Genomic DNA, 17,504 nt, shown 5'->3' with positions numbered 1-17,504 from the left:
TATCAAAACCTTTCCATGTCGTTACGAAAAAGCGTCAGTGTAGTCAGGGCTTTTGGAACGCAAGACGCAACCGGTCGCCGAGCCTTTTCCGCCTGTCCTCATCATAGGCGCTATATAGGTGATCAGCTTGCCAAAGGGACAGCCAGTCAATCAATAGTCGGGCACGCAGACAGAAATCGAGGACGTCCATACGGAACGGATGGCGATATCGACGTAGGAACATCTGTTTGTTGGCTTGCACGATTCCACTGCGGTCAATGGCGTCGGTCGGCGCGTTGCGGAATACATCTGATTTCAAGAAGTCTACAATATCATAAACCGCCAGTTTTTCGCGGGTTTCAGTAAAATCCAGCCCGACCATCTGCCCTTGCCCGACAATCAGGTTCTGGCTGTGGAAATCACCATGGGCCAGGACCTGGGTCTCGGGCGCGCCCCTCAGGCCAGCCATCTCGGCCAACAGCACCCTGAGCATGACGTCACTTTCTGCTCGAACCGAAGGTGGAACCTGTGCGTTTAACTCTGCAATCAGGTCAGTCATCCATTTGGGGCGAAATCTGTACTCCTTGGACGGACGGAAAGAATGTAGATCGTTCAGCCACGCGCCGGCGCGGCGATAGATCTGGGCGACTTGGGTGTCATCTATGCTGTTGTGGATCAGGTCTGCGGCGGTTGGTCGGTCGATGAAGGGGGTGACAAAGAACGCCTGAGACGGCGAAAGATAGACCGGGTGCACGACGTCGGAATCTTTCATAGGTGAAAAATACTCCGACAAGGCGGTAAGGTGACCGAATTCCTGTTTCAGTCGTCCGGTGTCAGGGGAGTCGATGTCAATCTTGAGGGCGTACACCTCATGAGCAGCACGCAGTTTAATCACCATACGCGTGTCAGGAAAGTCATGAGATCGGTAGATGCAATCGAACGCACCAACCGGATTGGCCCCGATTTGCCGGGCGAACTCGTCCACATAGCGAGAGGCGCGGTGAAATTCTTCGTCCGAGAGGGGGTGCATTCTTGGAGGGAACCGTGTCCAGGCGTGTCTGATAATCTGCCCAATGGACGGGCAGTTGCAGCCCTTGTCAATGCCATGGCAAAACCGCGCCCAATCCGCAATTTACCTCTTGGAAACCCACGCCATCTGCCCTAAAGAGACTTGCGGAGTAAAGCGTGCGATTCGTCGTGCGCTTTATTTCGTTTCGTCCAAGACGGTGGGTGGTGCCATATGGCCCCTTAATCTCCTGCCTGAGACGGGTAAGACCAAAGAATTCTGAGGGTCGCGATCCTCGGGCGCATTTTGGCCAATCCCGTAACAACGGACCTGAACGCTGTGGTTTCGACCGCAGCAAATATGAGCCGGGATGTCCAACATCCCAAACTTGGAGAGAACTGTGGATAGAGCCCAGAAAGAGAAAGTGGTCGAGGAACTCGGCCAAATCTTCGAAAGCTCTGGCGTCGTAGTGGTAGCTCACTACGCCGGTCTGACAGTTGCCGAGATGCAGGACCTTCGCGCACGTGCTCGTGACGCGGGTGGTGCCGTGCGTGTTGCCAAGAACAGGCTCGCCAAAATCGCCCTCGACGGAAAGCCATGTGAGAGCATCGCTGACCTGCTGACGGGTATGACCGTTCTGACCTATTCCGAGGACCCCGTGGCAGCAGCCAAGGTGGCCGAAGACTTCGCCAAGGAGAACAAGAAGTTCGAAATCCTTGGCGGTGCAATGGGCGAGAACGCTCTGGACCGCAAAGGCGTGGAAACAGTTTCGAAAATGCCGTCTCGCGAGGAGCTTATTGCTTCGATCGTGGGCTGCATTGGCGCACCTGCTTCGAACATCGCCGGCGCGATTGGCGCACCTGCAAGCAACATCGCAAGCATCCTTTCCACCATCGAAGAGAAGGCGGAAGCTGCGTAAGCGGTTGGCACTGAATGATCTGCGTAGGGAACACTCCCTGACGTTGGAACACACACTGTAAACGGAAAGAGCTGATAAAATGGCTGATCTGAAAGCACTCGCAGAAAGCATCGTGGGTCTGACCCTGCTGGAAGCACAAGAACTGAAAACCATCCTCAAAGACGAATACGGCATCGAGCCCGCAGCTGGCGGCGCCGTAATGGTCGCAGCTGGTGGCGACGCCGGTGGCGCAGCTGAGGAAGAAAAAACCGAATTCGACGTCGTTCTGAAGAACGCCGGCGCTTCGAAAATCAACGTGATCAAAGAAGTTCGCGGCATCACCGGTCTGGGCCTGAAAGAAGCCAAGGAACTGGTCGAAGCTGGCGGCAAGATCAAAGAAGGCGTGTCGAAAGACGAAGCCGAAGAAGTCAAAGGCAAGCTGGAAGCAGCTGGCGCCGAAGTCGAGCTGGCCTAAGCCAACCGACAGGTGCATCGCTGATGCGCCGAAAATTCAGGCTGGGCCCAGAGAAATCCGGGTCCAGCCGAACCTGTCTTAGAAAGGGCCTCATGTCTTGGGGCGTTTTCTAAGACACGGTTTTCGGATCGGGAGGCCACCTTCGGGACGGTGGCCACGAATTGATCCGGACGTGTCGTCTCGATTGTGCAAGATGCCGGGGCCCGACGGTGTCTTTGCCCGCTGAGAACATCGAAAGGTGACATCTGACATGGCTCAAACGTTCCTTGGCCAGAAACGTCTTCGTAAATATTACGGCAAAATCCGCGAAGTTTTGGAAATGCCGAACCTCATTGAGGTCCAGAAATCTTCTTATGATCTTTTCCTGCGCTCCGGCGATGCAGAACAGCCCACAGACGGCGAAGGCATCAAAGGCGTGTTCCAGTCGGTTTTCCCGATCAAGGATTTCAACGAAACCTCCGTGCTGGAGTTCGTGAAATACGATCTGGAAAAACCCAAATATGACGTCGAAGAGTGCATGCAGCGCGACATGACCTACAGCGCGCCGCTGAAGGTTACTCTGCGTCTGATCGTGTTTGATGTCGATGAGGACACCGGCGCCAAGTCGGTCAAAGATATCAAGGAACAGGACGTGTTCATGGGCGACATGCCCCTGATGACACCGAACGGAACGTTCATCGTGAACGGCACCGAGCGTGTAATCGTCAGCCAGATGCACCGCTCGCCCGGTGTGTTCTTTGACCACGACAAGGGCAAGACCCACTCGTCGGGTAAACTACTGTTTGCCTGCCGCATCATCCCGTATCGCGGCAGCTGGCTGGACTTTGAGTTCGACGCCAAGGACATCGTGTTCGCCCGTATCGACCGTCGCCGCAAATTGCCTGTGACCACCCTGCTGTACGCACTGGGTCTGGATCAGGAAGCGATCATGGACGCGTATTACAACACCGTGTCCTACAAGCTGGACAAGAAGAAAGGCTGGGTCACGCCGTTCTTCCCCGAGCGTGTCCGCGGCACCCGTCCGACATACGATCTGATCGATGCGAAATCCGGTGAAGTGATTGCCGAAGCGGGCAAGAAAGTCACGCCGCGCGCGGTGAAAAAGCTGATCGACGAAGGCAGCGTTACCGACCTGCTGGTGCCGTTCGACAACATCGTTGGTAAGTATGTCGCAAAGGACATCATCAACGAAGAAAACGGCGCGATCTATGTCGAAGCCGGTGATGAGCTGACCTTGGAATACGACAAGGACGGCGACCTGATCGGTGGCACCGTCAAGGATCTGATGGATGCGGGCATCACCGACATCCCGGTTCTGGACATCGACAACGTCAATGTCGGCCCCTACATGCGCAACACTATGGCTCAGGACAAGAACATGAGCCGCGAAACCGCGCTGATGGACATCTACCGCGTCATGCGTCCGGGTGAGCCGCCCACCGTCGAAGCGGCCTCGGCCCTGTTCGACACGCTGTTCTTCGACAGCGAGCGCTATGACCTGTCCGCTGTTGGCCGCGTGAAAATGAACATGCGTCTGGCTCTGGACGCGCCTGACACTCTGCGTACCCTGCGCCGCGAAGACATCGTGGCCTGCATCAAGGCGCTGGTTGAGCTGCGTGACGGCAAAGGCGACGTGGACGATATCGACCACCTCGGCAACCGTCGTGTGCGCTCGGTGGGCGAACTGATGGAGAACCAGTACCGCGTTGGTCTGCTGCGCATGGAGCGCGCGATTAAAGAGCGTATGTCGTCAGTTGAGATCGACACCGTCATGCCTCAGGACCTGATCAACGCGAAACCGGCTGCGGCTGCAGTTCGTGAATTCTTCGGCTCGTCGCAGCTGTCGCAGTTCATGGACCAGACCAACCCGCTGTCTGAAGTCACCCATAAACGCCGCCTCTCGGCGCTTGGCCCGGGTGGTCTGACACGTGAACGTGCAGGCTTTGAAGTGCGCGACGTTCACCCGACCCACTACGGCCGGATGTGCCCGATTGAAACGCCTGAAGGTCCGAACATCGGTCTGATCAACTCGCTGGCCACCTTCGCCCGCGTGAACAAGTATGGCTTCATCGAAACACCGTACCGCGTTGTCAAAGACGCCGAGGTGACTGATGAGGTTCACTACATGTCCGCGACCGAGGAAATGCGTCACACCGTGGCGCAGGCGAACGCTACTCTGGACGCCGACGGCAAATTCATCAACGATCTGGTGTCGACCCGTCAGGCCGGGGACTACACGCTTGCCCCGCGTGAGAATGTTGACCTGATCGACGTGTCGCCGAAACAGCTGGTATCGGTCGCTGCATCGCTAATCCCGTTCCTTGAAAATGACGACGCCAACCGCGCTCTGATGGGCTCGAACATGCAACGTCAGGCGGTTCCGCTGCTGCGGGCCGAGGCACCGCTGGTCGGTACCGGGATCGAGGAAAAGGTTGCGATCGACTCGGGTGCTGCGATTCAGGCGAAACGCGCAGGTATCATCGACCAGGTCGATGCCCAGCGTATCGTTATCCGCGCGACTGAGGATCTGGAACTGGGCGACGCTGGCGTTGACATCTATCGTCTGCGCAAATTCCAGCGTTCGAACCAGAACACCTGCATCAACCAGCGTCCGCTGATCAAGGTTGGTGACACTGTCCAGAAGGGCGAGGTTATTGCTGATGGTCCTTCGACCGATATGGGTGAACTGGCCCTTGGTAAGAACGTGGTCGTCGCGTTCATGCCCTGGAACGGCTACAACTACGAAGACTCGATCCTGATCAGTGAACGTATCGCGCGTGACGACGTCTTTACCTCGGTCCATATCGAGGAATTCGAAGTCGCCGCCCGTGATACCAAGCTGGGTCCGGAAGAGATCACCCGCGACATCCCGAATGTCGGTGAAGAAGCGCTGCGCAACCTCGATGAGGCGGGCATCGTTTACATCGGCGCGGATGTTGAGCCGGGCGATATTCTGGTCGGCAAGATCACTCCGAAGGGCGAAAGCCCGATGACCCCGGAAGAAAAGCTGCTGCGCGCCATCTTTGGTGAAAAAGCATCTGACGTGCGCGACACCTCGCTGCGCGTGAAACCGGGCGATTACGGTACGGTCGTTGAGGTTCGCGTCTTCAACCGTCACGGCGTCGAGAAAGACGAGCGTGCGCTGCAGATCGAGCGTGAGGAAGTCGAACGTCTGGCCCGTGACCGGGACGACGAGCTGGCGATCCTGGACCGCAACATCTATGCGCGTCTGCAAGGTCTGATCCTGGGTAAAACCGCTGTCAAAGGCCCGAAAGGCGTCAAGCTGGGCTCGGTGATCACCGAGGAGCTGCTGGAAACCCTGACCCGTGGTCAGTGGTGGCAGCTGGCGCTGGAAGGCGAGCAGGACGCACAGATCGTCGAGGCTCTGAACGAGCAGTACGAAGTGCAAAAGCGTGCTCTGGACGCTCGTTTCGAGGACAAGGTCGAGAAAGTCCGCCGTGGCGACGACCTGCCGCCGGGTGTGATGAAAATGGTCAAAGTCTTCATCGCCGTGAAGCGCAAGCTGCAGCCGGGCGACAAGATGGCCGGTCGTCACGGGAACAAAGGTGTGATCTCCAAGGTTGTTCCGATGGAAGACATGCCGTTCCTGGCCGATGGTACGCCGGTTGACTTCTGTCTGAACCCGCTGGGTGTGCCTTCGCGTATGAACGTTGGTCAGATCCTTGAAACCCACATGGGTTGGGCCGCGCGCGGTCTGGGTCTGAACATCGACGACGCTCTGGGTGAATACCGCCGGTCCGGCGATCTGACCCCGGTGCGCGAAGCGATGAAGCTGGCCTATGGCGAGAATGTCTACGAAGAAGGCATCACGGGTCTGGACGAGGATGGCCTGATTGAGGCTGCGGGCAACGTAACCCGCGGTGTTCCGATCGCAACCCCGGTCTTTGACGGTGCCAAAGAGGCTGACGTCAACGACGCGCTGGTGCGTGCGGGCTTCTCGGAAAGCGGTCAGTCGGTTCTGTTCGACGGTCGCACCGGTGAGCAATTTGCGCGTCCGGTCACCGTGGGCATCAAGTACCTGCTGAAACTGCACCACCTTGTGGACGACAAAATCCACGCGCGTTCGACCGGGCCGTACAGCCTGGTCACCCAGCAGCCGCTGGGCGGTAAGGCGCAGTTCGGTGGTCAGCGCTTTGGTGAGATGGAGGTCTGGGCTCTGGAAGCTTACGGCGCCGCCTACACCCTGCAGGAGATGTTGACCGTGAAATCGGATGACGTCGCCGGCCGGACCAAGGTCTATGAATCGATCGTCAAGGGCGAGGATAACTTTGAAGCGGGCGTACCGGAATCGTTCAACGTTCTGGTTAAAGAAGTCCGTGGCCTCGGCCTGAATATGGAACTCCTGGATGCGGAGGTTGAGGAGTAAGGGCGCTGCCCTTTCTCCCGTCCCCCCTTGCGCAAGATTTGAGGTAACAAATGAACCAGGAAATCACCAACAACCCGTTCAACCCGCTGACGCCCCCGAAGGTTTTCGACGAGATCAAGGTCTCGCTGGCGTCGCCCGAGCGGATTCTGTCTTGGTCCTATGGCGAGATCAAGAAACCCGAAACCATCAATTACCGGACGTTCAAGCCCGAGCGTGACGGTCTGTTCTGCGCGCGTATCTTTGGCCCGATCAAAGATTACGAGTGTCTGTGCGGTAAATATAAGCGGATGAAGTATCGCGGCGTTGTCTGCGAGAAATGCGGTGTGGAAGTCACCCTGCAGAAAGTCCGCCGCGAGCGTATGGGCCACATCGAACTGGCTGCGCCCGTTGCACACATCTGGTTCCTGAAGTCGCTGCCGTCCCGCATCGGTCTGATGCTCGACATGACACTGCGCGATCTGGAACGCGTTCTGTACTTTGAAAACTATGTCGTCATCGAGCCCGGTCTGACCGACCTGACCTATGGCCAGATGCTGACCGAAGAAGAGTACATGGACGCGCAGGATGCCTATGGCATGGACGCGTTCACCGCCAATATCGGTGCTGAAGCCATCCGTGAGATGCTGGCCCAGATCGATCTGGAAGCCGAAGCCGAGCAGCTGCGCGCTGATCTGGCCGAAGCAACCGGTGAACTGAAGCCCAAGAAGATCATCAAGCGTCTGAAGGTTGTCGAAAGCTTCCTCGAGTCGGGCAACCGGCCTGAGTGGATGGTAATGACCGTAATCCCGGTCATTCCGCCGGAACTGCGTCCGCTGGTTCCGCTGGATGGTGGCCGTTTCGCGACTTCGGATCTGAACGATCTGTACCGCCGCGTCATTAACCGGAACAACCGTCTGAAGCGTCTGATCGAGCTGCGCGCGCCTGACATCATCGTCCGCAACGAAAAGCGGATGCTGCAGGAATCTGTTGACGCTCTGTTCGACAACGGCCGTCGTGGCCGCGTGATCACCGGCGCCAACAAGCGTCCGCTGAAATCGCTGTCGGACATGCTGAAAGGTAAGCAGGGTCGCTTCCGTCAGAACCTTCTGGGGAAACGCGTCGACTTCTCGGGACGTTCGGTCATTGTGACCGGTCCGGAGCTTAAGCTGCACCAGTGTGGCCTGCCCAAGAAGATGGCGCTGGAGCTGTTCAAGCCGTTCATCTACTCGCGCCTTGAAGCCAAAGGTCTGTCTTCGACTGTGAAACAGGCGAAGAAACTGGTCGAGAAAGAGCGTCCCGAAGTGTGGGATATCCTCGACGAGGTGATCCGCGAACACCCTGTCATGCTGAACCGTGCGCCGACACTGCACCGTCTTGGCATTCAGGCGTTCGAGCCGGTCCTGATCGAAGGTAAAGCCATCCAGCTGCACCCGCTGGTCTGTTCGGCCTTTAACGCTGACTTCGACGGTGACCAAATGGCCGTTCACGTCCCGCTGAGCCTTGAGGCGCAGCTGGAAGCCCGTGTTCTGATGATGTCGACGAACAACGTTCTGTCGCCTGCAAACGGCGCGCCGATCATCGTTCCGTCGCAGGATATGATCCTGGGTCTCTACTATGTGACCCTGGAACGCGAAGGCATGCCGGGCGAAGGCAAGGTGTTCGGTTCGATCGACGAAGTTCAGCACGCGCTGGATTCCGGTGAAGTGCACCTGCACACCAAGATCACCGCGCGGATCACGCAGATCGACGACGAAGGCAACGAAGTTCAGAAGCGCTATGAAACCACTCCGGGCCGTCTGCGCCTGGGTGCTTTGCTGCCGATGAACAACAAAGCGCCGTTCGATCTGGTCAACCGTCTGCTGCGGAAGAAAGAAGTGCAGCAGGTGATCGACACCGTCTACCGGTATTGCGGTCAGAAAGAGTCGGTTATCTTCTGTGACCAGATCATGTCGATGGGCTTCAAAGAAGCGTTCAAGGCGGGCATCTCGTTCGGTAAAGACGACATGGTCATTCCGGACGACAAGTGGGGTATCGTTGATGACACCCGCGGTCAGGTGAAGGACTTTGAACAGCAGTACATGGACGGCCTGATCACTCAGGGCGAAAAGTACAACAAAGTTGTCGATGCTTGGTCGAAGTGTAACGACCGCGTCACCGAGGCGATGATGTCGACGATCTCGTCGTCGGATCGGGCTGAGGACGGCTCCGAGCAGGAACCGAACTCGGTCTACATGATGGCCCACTCGGGTGCGCGTGGCTCGGTCACTCAGATGAAACAGCTGGGCGGTATGCGCGGCCTGATGGCCAAGCCGAACGGTGACATCATCGAAACGCCGATCATCTCGAACTTTAAAGAAGGTCTGACCGTTCTCGAGTACTTCAACTCGACCCACGGTGCCCGTAAGGGTCTGTCGGATACCGCTCTGAAGACGGCGAACTCGGGGTACCTGACCCGTCGTCTGGTGGACGTGGCGCAGGACTGTATCGTGCGTGAGATCGACTGTGGCACAGAACGTGCAATCACAGCCGAAGCAGCCGTGAACGACGGTGAGGTTGTTGCCTCGCTGGCCGAACGTGTGCTGGGCCGTGTGGCGGCTGACGATGTCCTGCGTCCGGGCACCGATGAGGTGATCGTCGCAGCAGGTCAGCTGATCGACGAACGTATGGCCGACACCATCGACGAGGCCGGTGTTGCGTCGATGCGCATCCGTTCGCCTCTGACCTGTGAGTCCGAGGAAGGCGTCTGTGCAACCTGCTATGGTCGTGACCTTGCACGCGGCACCATGGTCAACACGGGTGAAGCTGTCGGCATCATCGCCGCGCAGTCGATCGGTGAACCCGGTACTCAGCTGACTATGCGGACCTTCCACATCGGTGGTGTTGCGCAAGGCGGTCAGCAGTCGTTCCAGGAAGCCAACCAGGAAGGTGTTGTTGCGTTCGAGAACCCGCAGATTCTGATCAATGCCGCAGGCGAAAGCCTGGTCATGGGCCGGAACATGAAGCTGGTTATCAACGACGAACACGGCGAAGAGCGTGCCAGCTTCAAGCTGGGTTACGGATCCAAGCTGTTCGTCAAGGATGGCGCAACCGTTTCCCGTGGCGACAAGCTGTTCGAATGGGATCCGTACACTCTGCCGATCATCGCCGAGAAAGCCGGTACTGCGAAATACGTTGACCTTGTTTCGGGCCTTGCTGTCCGCGACGAGACCGACGAAGCAACCGGTATGACCCAGAAGATCGTGATCGACTGGCGCGCGGCCCCCAAAGGCAGCGACCTCAAGCCCGAGATCATTCTGGTCGGTGAAGATGGCGAACCAGTCCGCAACGACGCGGGCAACCCGGTTCACTATCCGATGTCGGTGGATGCGATCCTGTCGGTCGAAGACGGTCAGACCGTCGAAGCCGGTGACGTTGTCGCGCGTATCCCGCGTGAAGGTGCCAAGACCAAGGATATCACCGGTGGTCTGCCGCGTGTGGCCGAACTGTTCGAAGCCCGCCGTCCAAAAGACCACGCGATCATCGCAGAAGCCGATGGTTACGTGCGCTTTGGCCGCGACTACAAGAACAAGCGCCGCATCAGCATCGAACCGGCGGACGAGTCCATGGAGACCATCGAGTACATGGTGCCCAAGGGCAAGCACATCCCGGTCGCCGAAGGGGACTTCATCCAGAAGGGTGAATACCTGATGGACGGTAACCCGGCTCCGCACGACATCCTGTCCATCATGGGTGTCGAAGCGCTGGCGGATTACATGATCGACGAGGTGCAGGACGTGTATCGTCTGCAGGGCGTGAAGATCAACGATAAGCACATCGAGGTTATCGTGCGCCAGATGCTGCAGAAGTGGGAGATCCTGGATTCAGGCGACACCACCCTGCTGAAAGGCGAGCATGTCGACAAGCAAGAGTTCGACGCGGCCAACGAGAAGACCATCGCCCGCGGTGGTCGTCCGGCACAGGGCGAACCGATCCTTCTGGGGATCACCAAAGCCTCGCTGCAAACGCGTTCGTTCATCTCGGCGGCGTCGTTCCAGGAAACCACTCGTGTCCTGACCGAAGCTTCGGTTCAGGGCAAGAAAGACAAGCTGGTTGGCCTGAAAGAGAACGTCATCGTCGGTCGTCTGATTCCCGCCGGTACCGGTGGTGCCACTCAGGCCGTGCGTCAGGTCGCCCAGACCCGCGATAACGTCGTCATCGAAGCCCGCCGGGAAGAGGCCGAAGCCGCCGCTGCTCTGGCTGCGCCGCTGATCGATGACGACATGGTCGGGGATGAGCTGGACATCGTGGTCGACGCCCCCGAAAGCCGCGAATAAATCAAGAAAATAGAGAAGTAGAAAAGGCCTCTGCAAAATTGCAGGGGCCTTTTTGCCCTCTGGGGTCAAGGGCAAACGCGTCGGGCTGGAAGGCGACAGACTTCATTCAAACGCGCAAAACATACGCTTTAACGGGATCAGCCTTGCCTTTGAGGTTAAATGTACGTTGTTCGGCTATCTCAGGCTTACTGGTTAGATGTTCAGAGAAGGCTTCAGAATAAACCAGTTCCCGCGGTCCGGCTTCTGCTTGAAAGCGGGCGGCTATGTTCACAGTGTCACCAACCGCCGTGAAGTCTTTGGCTGCACCGGTCTGGATTGAACCCACGTTTGCAGTTCCCAGTGTCATGCCAACCCCGACATCAAGTGGCAGCTTACCTTTGTCCAAGCCCGCCACCAACCTTTTTGCGGCTGCCAGCATCTTGTCTGCCGTGTGCTCACTTAGTGAGGGCAATGGCACGGGGTAGATCGTCATAATCTGATCGCCGATATATTCCACAATCGCGTCATCGCGGGTGATTTCTTGCGTCGCGATCTCGTAGAACTGGGTTAACACGCGGGTTACCTCGTCAGGGGAATGAGATTCAGACCAGGCCGTAAAACCTCGAAGATCGGCGAATAGAATTCCGACCTCAAGATTGATGGTTACGGCAGGCAAAGCTGTGAAACAGCTTTGGCAAAAGTTGGGATTTTTGGAGGAAGGTTTGATGCCCATGGCTTTCCCCAATCCTTCAAACGGCACAAGGCAAAATCGACAACGGGGTGAAGACGGCAAAAACCGTGTAATTGCACGGACCCGACCAACAAATCCCGTCATGCACAGATTCAGGATAAGCGGATTATCGTCCGAAGAAAGTCTGCTGACGATCCAAGCGTCGTGGTTATAGATATACCATACGAATGCAGCCGTCAGCAGGTTGCACAGCAATGCTCCGAGCAAAACTGAGTAGAGAACGGCCGAGATAATCGAGAGCGTTAGAATGATGACGCCGACAGAGATTACTCCGATTTCAAACAGACGAGCGTTCCGCATTACGAGGCACCGGTTTGAACAAAAGCAGTATACATGATTTTCCAGTTTCAGGTGTTTTGTTCTTTCGCATATCGTCGATGGGTTGGCGGAAAGACGTCTTGACAAGAACTGACGTGATCTTGCCAATGTCTTCTATTTGGAAGTTTTGGAAACTTTGGATGACCCCAAACATAAAAGGCGCCCTACTGATGATGGGCAGTATGGCGGCCTTTACCATCAACGATACGCTGATCAAGCTGGCAGGGGCCGAGGTGCCTCTGTTCCAGATGGTGGCCATGCGCGGGGCATTGGCGACGGTTCTTGTGTATCTTATGGCGCGCAACCTGGGGGCGCTGCATTTGCACTTCCCGCGACATGACAAGTGGCTGATCGGTGCGCGTAGCCTGGCCGAGCTGGCGGCCACGTTCTTTTTCCTGACCGCTCTGCTGCATATGCCGCTTGCCAATGTGACGGCGGTCTTGCAGGCACTGCCGCTGACCGTGACTTTGGGTGCGGTTCTGTTTTTTCGCGAACAGATCGGGTGGCGGCGCATTCTGGCTATCGGGATGGGGTTTGTGGGGATGCTGCTGATCGTCCGACCGGGGCCTGAGGGGTTCAGCATCTATGCAATTTACGCGCTGATCGCCGTGATCTCGGTCACGGCGCGGGATCTGATCACGCGGCGCATGTCCAGTGAGGTGCCGTCGCTGGTTGTGACGCTGGCCACAAGCGTCACCATCACCGTTTCGGCCTCGATTGCGACCGTATCAACAGGTTGGGTGCCAGTTTCGCCCGGAGCGGGCGTGATGGTGGGGACGGCGGCGGTGTTTGTACTGATGGGCTATCTGTTCAGCGTCATGGTTATGCGCGAGGGCGATGTGGGGTTCATCGCGCCGTTTCGTTACTCCAGCTTGCTTTGGGCCCTGGGTTTGGGTTGGGTCGTGTTCGGAGACTGGCCAGACGTTGTAACCATGGCAGGTGCCGCGCTGGTCGTGGGTGCCGGGCTTTTCACCCTATTCCGTGAGCGGGCAGTTCACCCACCCGAGTGAACCCGACGCACGGCGTCCTGATCGATGGCAAAGCGGGCGATGAACTCGCCCTCTTGTTCGGGGGTCAGGGGTGCAAGCTGAGTGTTGCTTTTGCGGGCATGGGGTGAATCGTTGAACGAATTCAGCGTGCGCACCCACATCGGCGCGTCTGGATAGCTGATCACCGGCATGTAGTTACCGATCCGGTGATGCCCAAAATTCATGATTGTCAGATCACTTCCACCCCGCACGTACATGGCAAACCCGATCCCCAGCAGCGGTTGAAACAACTGCGCGGCGTGAATGCCCTCGGGCCCGAACCGTGCCAGAAACCCTTGATTATAGTCGATGGCAACCGTTTTGTGGTTGCGCATCAGCGCGCCGCCTTCGTCAGCGGCGATACGTAGCCGTTCGACGAAATCCACCGACACGGCGTCGTCATCATCATGCCGGAATTGGATGCAGGGCATGTTGGGATCGTGACGTGCGGCGTTTAGGATCTCTTTCATCACCCGGCGGTGGCGCATGGGGCGACGGGCGATGATCTGCACCTGCTTCATGCCTGTGGTCAGGTCGTGCAGCCGATCAAAGGCGGGTTTCGGTAGGCAATCCCCGATCACGATGAGCAATTGGAAATCCTCATCCGTCTGTTCGCGCAGACAGGGCAGGGTGGTGGTTTCGAACAGGCGAAACCTCTCTTCCAGCCGGGTAGGGTGGTAGAGATAGGCGCGCCGTTCCTCGATCGTGTCATGTTCGACCTGAAAGCCGCCATGAGCGGGGTAGGAAAAGCGGCACAGGCCGATGATTTGCATGGGTCATCCGTAGTGCGTGGCGTTGTGGCTGACTATGCCCCTGCGGTCGCGAACTCGCAACGGTCAGCAGTACTGGCGGCCGACAATCGGACCGGATATATCAGCGCAAAGCGGCCTGTCGTGCGGTGGGTCCGGTGTACTGTTGACACTTGCGCCGACTCCCCCTATTACGCGCCCATCTCGGTACCGGGGGCCGCCCCAAAACCGATCTCAGTAATGGACTGGTCAAGACCCGGACAATTTTGCAGTTCGCGTCCTCTGATAACCAACCGCGACGTTCACCTCGGAATGGGAACGCTCGCGGGTTTTGCGCTTGTGGACGCATGAGCGCAGCAAAGTTTAACCGCACGCAATGCGCGTGCATGTCATGTGTGTTGCAAAACGGGGAAGAAACCGGAATGCCAACTATTCAACAGCTGATCCGCAAACCGCGGCAGCCCAAAGTAAAACGCTCGAAGTCCATGCACCTGGAGCAGTGCCCGCAGAAACGCGGCGTCTGCACCCGTGTGTATACCACCACACCGAAAAAGCCGAACTCGGCTATGCGTAAGGTTGCCAAAGTGCGCCTGACCAACGGGTTCGAGGTCATCTCGTACATCCCCGGTGAAAGCCACAACCTGCAGGAACACTCGGTTGTTCTGATCCGTGGCGGCCGTGTAAAAGACCTTCCCGGTGTGTGTTACCACATCCTGCGCGGTGTTCTGGATACTCAGGGCGTCAAAGATCGTAAGCAACGTCGTTCGAAATACGGCGCGAAGCGTCCCAAGTAAGAAGGAGAGGCTGATATGTCACGTCGTCACGCCGCCGAAAAACGCGAAGTCCTGCCTGACGCCAAATTTGGCGACAAGGTTCTGACCAAGTTCATGAACAACCTGATGATCGACGGCAAGAAGTCGGTCGCAGAGCGCATCGTTTACAACGCCTTTGACCGTGTTGAGAACAAGATCAAGCGCGCACCTGTCGAAGTTTTCCACGAAGCGCTCGACAACATCAAACCGTCGGTCGAGGTTCGCTCGCGCCGGGTTGGTGGTGCAACCTATCAGGTTCCGGTCGAAGTACGCCCCGAACGCCGCGAAGCACTGGCCATCCGCTGGCTGATCACCGCCGCGCGCGGTCGCAACGAAAACACCATGGAAGAACGCCTCGCCGGTGAGCTGCTGGACGCTGTACAGTCCCGCGGTACTGCCGTGAAGAAGCGCGAAGACACCCACAAGATGGCCGAGGCGAACAAAGCCTTCAGCCACTACCGTTGGTAATCCAGAGGCTTATCCAAAATGGCACGCGAATATCCGCTCGAACTATACCGTAACTTCGGTATCATGGCGCACATCGACGCAGGTAAGACCACCTGCTCGGAGCGTATCCTGTATTACACTGGTAAATCTCACAACATCGGTGAGGTGCACGATGGTGCAGCCACCATGGACTGGATGGAGCAGGAGCAGGAACGCGGCATCACCATCACTTCGGCTGCGACCACCACTTTCTGGGAGCGCACCGAGGACGGTAAAACCGCCGATACCCCTAAGCACCGCCTGAACATCATCGACACCCCCGGCCACGTTGACTTCACCATCGAAGTTGAGCGTTCGCTGGCGGTTCTCGACGGTGCCGTCTGCGTTTTGGACGCAAACGCCGGTGTTGAACCCCAGACCGAAACCGTGTGGCGTCAGGCTGACCGCTACAAGGTTCCGCGTATGGTTTTCGTCAACAAGATGGACAAGATCGGCGCAGACTTCTTCAACTGCGTTCGCATGATCGAAGACCGCACCGGCGCACGCGCCGTTCCGGTTGGCATTCCGATCGGCGCCGAGTCCGAGCTGGAAGGTCTGATCGACCTGGTCACCATGGAAGAATGGCTGTGGCAGGGCGAAGATCTGGGCGCAAGCTGGATCAAAGCTCCGATCCGCGACAGCCTGAAAGACATGGCCGACGAATGGCGCGGCAAGATGATCGAAGCGGCCGTCGAAATGGACGACGACGCGATGATGGAATACCTGGAAGGCAATGAGCCCGACGTTCCGACCCTGCGCGCCCTGCTGCGCAAAGGTACTCTGGACATCGCGTTTGTTCCGGTTCTGGGTGGTTCGGCGTTCAAGAACAAAGGCGTTCAGCCTCTGCTCAACGCTGTGATCGACTATCTGCCCAGCCCGCTGGACGTTGTTGATTACATGGGCTTCAAACCCGGCGACGAGGAAGAAGTTCGTGACATCGCCCGTCGTGCTGATGACGACATGGCCTTCTCGGGTCTGGCGTTCAAAATCATGAACGACCCCTTCGTTGGCTCGCTGACCTTCACCCGGATCTACTCGGGCACCATGAACAAGGGTGACTCGATCCTGAACTCGACCAAAGGTAAGAAAGAGCGCATCGGTCGTATGATGATGATGCACTCGAACAACCGGGAAGAGATCGAAGAAGCGTTTGCAGGCGACATCATCGCGCTGGCGGGTCTGAAAGACACCACCACCGGTGACACCCTGTGTGACGCGAAGGATCCGGTGGTTCTGGAAACCATGACCTTCCCCGATCCGGTGATCGAGATCGCGGTTGAGCCCAAAACCAAGGGCGACCAAGAGAAGATGTCCCAGGGTCTGGCCCGTCTGGCCGCCGAAGACCCGTCCTTCCGTGTGGAAACTGACCTGGAATCCGGTCAGACCATCATGAAGGGCATGGGCGAACTTCACCTGGACATCCTGGTTGACCGTCTGAAGCGCGAGTTCAAGGTTGAAGCGAACATTGGTGCACCGCAGGTGGCCTATCGTGAAACCATCTCGATGCCGGTTGAACACACCTACACCCACAAGAAACAGTCGGGTGGTTCGGGTCAGTTCGGTGAAGTTAAGCTGGAAATCCAGCCGACCGAGCCAGGCGAAGGTTATTCGTTCGAAAGCCGCATCGTTGGTGGTGCCGTTCCGAAGGAATACATCCCGGGTGTTGAAAAAGGCATCAACTCGGTCATGGATAGCGGCCCGCTCGCTGGCTTCCCCGTGATCGACTTCAAGGTTGCCCTGCTGGACGGTAAGTTCCACGACGTTGACTCGAGCGTTCTGGCGTTCGAAATCGCGGCCCGTATGTGTATGCGTGAAGGCATGCGCAAAGCTGGCGCGAAACTGTTGGAACCGATCATGAAGGTCGAGGTGATCACCCCGGAAGAATATACCGGCGGTATCATCGGCGACCTGACCTCGCGTCGTGGCCAGGTGTCTGGTCAGGAACCGCGCGGCAACGCGATCGCGATCGATGCGTTCGTTCCGCTGGCGAACATGTTCGGCTACATCAACACTCTGCGTTCGATGTCGTCGGGCCGTGCCCAGTTCACCATGCAGTTCGATCACTACGATCCGGTTCCGCAGAACATCTCGGACGAGATCCAGGCGAAATACGCATAACCAAAGATTTGAGGGAGTCCGGTTCACGGGCTCCCTTCATTACCGAAAAAGGAGGCCATCATGGCAAAGGAAAAGTTTGAGCGTACAAAACCGCACGTCAACATCGGCACGATTGGCCACGTTGACCATGGTAAGACCACGCTGACCGCAGCGATCACCAAGTATTTCGGTGACTTCAAAGCGTATGACCAGATTGACGGTGCGCCGGAAGAGAAAGCGCGCGGGA

The 17,504-nt window shown here is 57.5% G+C and carries 12 protein-coding genes; 9 read left to right on the top strand and 3 right to left on the bottom strand.

Going from position 1 to position 17,504, the window contains the following annotated elements:
• Window positions 1-43: 43 nt before the first annotated feature.
• Window positions 44-1,009 carry a phosphotransferase gene (locus ACR0L1_RS17420; protein ID WP_480860076.1) on the bottom strand — a complete coding sequence of 322 codons (966 nt, stop codon included), beginning with the start codon at window positions 1,007-1,009 and terminating at the stop codon, window positions 44-46.
• A 376-nt stretch (window positions 1,010-1,385) separates the two neighbouring features.
• Here ACR0L1_RS17420 and rplJ point away from each other — a divergent pair, with 376 nt between their 5' ends.
• From rplJ to rpoC, 4 genes are all read left to right on the top strand, one after another.
• On the top strand, window positions 1,386-1,904 hold the full coding sequence (rplJ, locus tag ACR0L1_RS17415) for a 50S ribosomal protein L10 (protein WP_170774641.1): 519 nt from the start codon (window positions 1,386-1,388) through the stop codon (window positions 1,902-1,904).
• Between the two features lie 79 nt (window positions 1,905-1,983).
• Window positions 1,984-2,358, top strand: coding sequence for a 50S ribosomal protein L7/L12 (gene rplL, locus ACR0L1_RS17410; protein WP_010441182.1), 375 nt, complete (start codon window positions 1,984-1,986; stop codon window positions 2,356-2,358).
• A 250-nt stretch (window positions 2,359-2,608) separates the two neighbouring features.
• Window positions 2,609-6,745, top strand: coding sequence for a DNA-directed RNA polymerase subunit beta (gene rpoB / locus ACR0L1_RS17405; RefSeq protein WP_480860074.1), 4,137 nt, complete (start codon window positions 2,609-2,611; stop codon window positions 6,743-6,745).
• A gap of 50 nt (window positions 6,746-6,795) precedes the next feature.
• Window positions 6,796-11,037 carry a DNA-directed RNA polymerase subunit beta' gene (rpoC, locus tag ACR0L1_RS17400; protein WP_170791100.1) on the top strand — a complete coding sequence of 1,414 codons (4,242 nt, stop codon included), beginning with the start codon at window positions 6,796-6,798 and terminating at the stop codon, window positions 11,035-11,037.
• A gap of 106 nt (window positions 11,038-11,143) precedes the next feature.
• On the opposite strand, the gene ACR0L1_RS17395 is transcribed toward rpoC, so the two are convergent.
• A complete protein-coding gene (locus ACR0L1_RS17395; protein ID WP_480860072.1) occupies window positions 11,144-12,067 on the bottom strand; it encodes an adenylate/guanylate cyclase domain-containing protein in 924 nt (307 codons plus the stop codon).
• A gap of 158 nt (window positions 12,068-12,225) precedes the next feature.
• Between ACR0L1_RS17395 and ACR0L1_RS17390 the strand changes: the two genes are divergently transcribed.
• The gene (locus tag ACR0L1_RS17390; protein ID WP_480860071.1) at window positions 12,226-13,095 is read left to right on the top strand and encodes a DMT family transporter; all 870 of its coding nucleotides are present in this window, start codon (window positions 12,226-12,228) and stop codon (window positions 13,093-13,095) included.
• Here the strand turns inward: ACR0L1_RS17390 and ACR0L1_RS17385 are convergent.
• A complete protein-coding gene (locus tag ACR0L1_RS17385) occupies window positions 13,080-13,886 on the bottom strand; it encodes a putative rhamnosyl transferase (RefSeq protein WP_480860070.1) in 807 nt (268 codons plus the stop codon). The two genes, ACR0L1_RS17390 and ACR0L1_RS17385, sit on opposite strands and share 16 nt — an antisense overlap.
• 398 nt (window positions 13,887-14,284) lie before the next feature.
• Here ACR0L1_RS17385 and rpsL point away from each other — a divergent pair, with 398 nt between their 5' ends.
• From rpsL to ACR0L1_RS17365, 4 genes are all read left to right on the top strand, one after another.
• Window positions 14,285-14,656 (top strand): 30S ribosomal protein S12, encoded by a 372-nt coding sequence (gene rpsL, locus ACR0L1_RS17380; protein ID WP_480860069.1) that lies wholly within the window; start codon window positions 14,285-14,287, stop codon window positions 14,654-14,656.
• A 15-nt stretch (window positions 14,657-14,671) separates the two neighbouring features.
• Window positions 14,672-15,142, top strand: a complete 471-nt coding sequence (rpsG, locus tag ACR0L1_RS17375) for a 30S ribosomal protein S7 (protein WP_039529242.1) — start codon at window positions 14,672-14,674, stop codon at window positions 15,140-15,142.
• A gap of 18 nt (window positions 15,143-15,160) precedes the next feature.
• Window positions 15,161-17,278 (top strand): elongation factor G, encoded by a 2,118-nt coding sequence (gene fusA / locus ACR0L1_RS17370; RefSeq protein WP_170774631.1) that lies wholly within the window; start codon window positions 15,161-15,163, stop codon window positions 17,276-17,278.
• 60 nt (window positions 17,279-17,338) lie between these two features.
• Window positions 17,339-17,504, top strand: a 166-nt coding sequence (locus tag ACR0L1_RS17365; protein WP_480860237.1) for a GTP-binding protein, incomplete at its 3' end; no start/stop codon positions are given.

Source organism: Ruegeria sp. J8 (assembly GCF_056531925.1).
The sequence above is the reverse complement of the archived record's forward strand: the minus strand, read 5'-3'. Positions and strand labels throughout refer to the sequence as shown.

Bases quoted from the DNA above. Each gene is read 5' to 3' on its own strand.
- ACR0L1_RS17420 (WP_480860076.1), bottom strand. From the start codon at position 1,009: ATGCACCCCCTCTCGGACGAAGAATTTCACCGCGCCTCTCGCTATGTG.
- rplL (WP_010441182.1), top strand. From the start codon at position 1,984: ATGGCTGATCTGAAAGCACTCGCAGAAAGCATCGTGGGTCTGACCCTG.
- rpoB (WP_480860074.1), top strand. From the start codon at position 2,609: ATGGCTCAAACGTTCCTTGGCCAGAAACGTCTTCGTAAATATTACGGC.
- rpoC (WP_170791100.1), top strand. From the start codon at position 6,796: ATGAACCAGGAAATCACCAACAACCCGTTCAACCCGCTGACGCCCCCG.
- ACR0L1_RS17395 (WP_480860072.1), bottom strand. From the start codon at position 12,067: ATGCGGAACGCTCGTCTGTTTGAAATCGGAGTAATCTCTGTCGGCGTC.
- ACR0L1_RS17390 (WP_480860071.1), top strand. From the start codon at position 12,226: ATGACCCCAAACATAAAAGGCGCCCTACTGATGATGGGCAGTATGGCG.
- ACR0L1_RS17385 (WP_480860070.1), bottom strand. From the start codon at position 13,886: ATGCAAATCATCGGCCTGTGCCGCTTTTCCTACCCCGCTCATGGCGGC.
- rpsL (WP_480860069.1), top strand. From the start codon at position 14,285: ATGCCAACTATTCAACAGCTGATCCGCAAACCGCGGCAGCCCAAAGTA.
- rpsG (WP_039529242.1), top strand. From the start codon at position 14,672: ATGTCACGTCGTCACGCCGCCGAAAAACGCGAAGTCCTGCCTGACGCC.
- fusA (WP_170774631.1), top strand. From the start codon at position 15,161: ATGGCACGCGAATATCCGCTCGAACTATACCGTAACTTCGGTATCATG.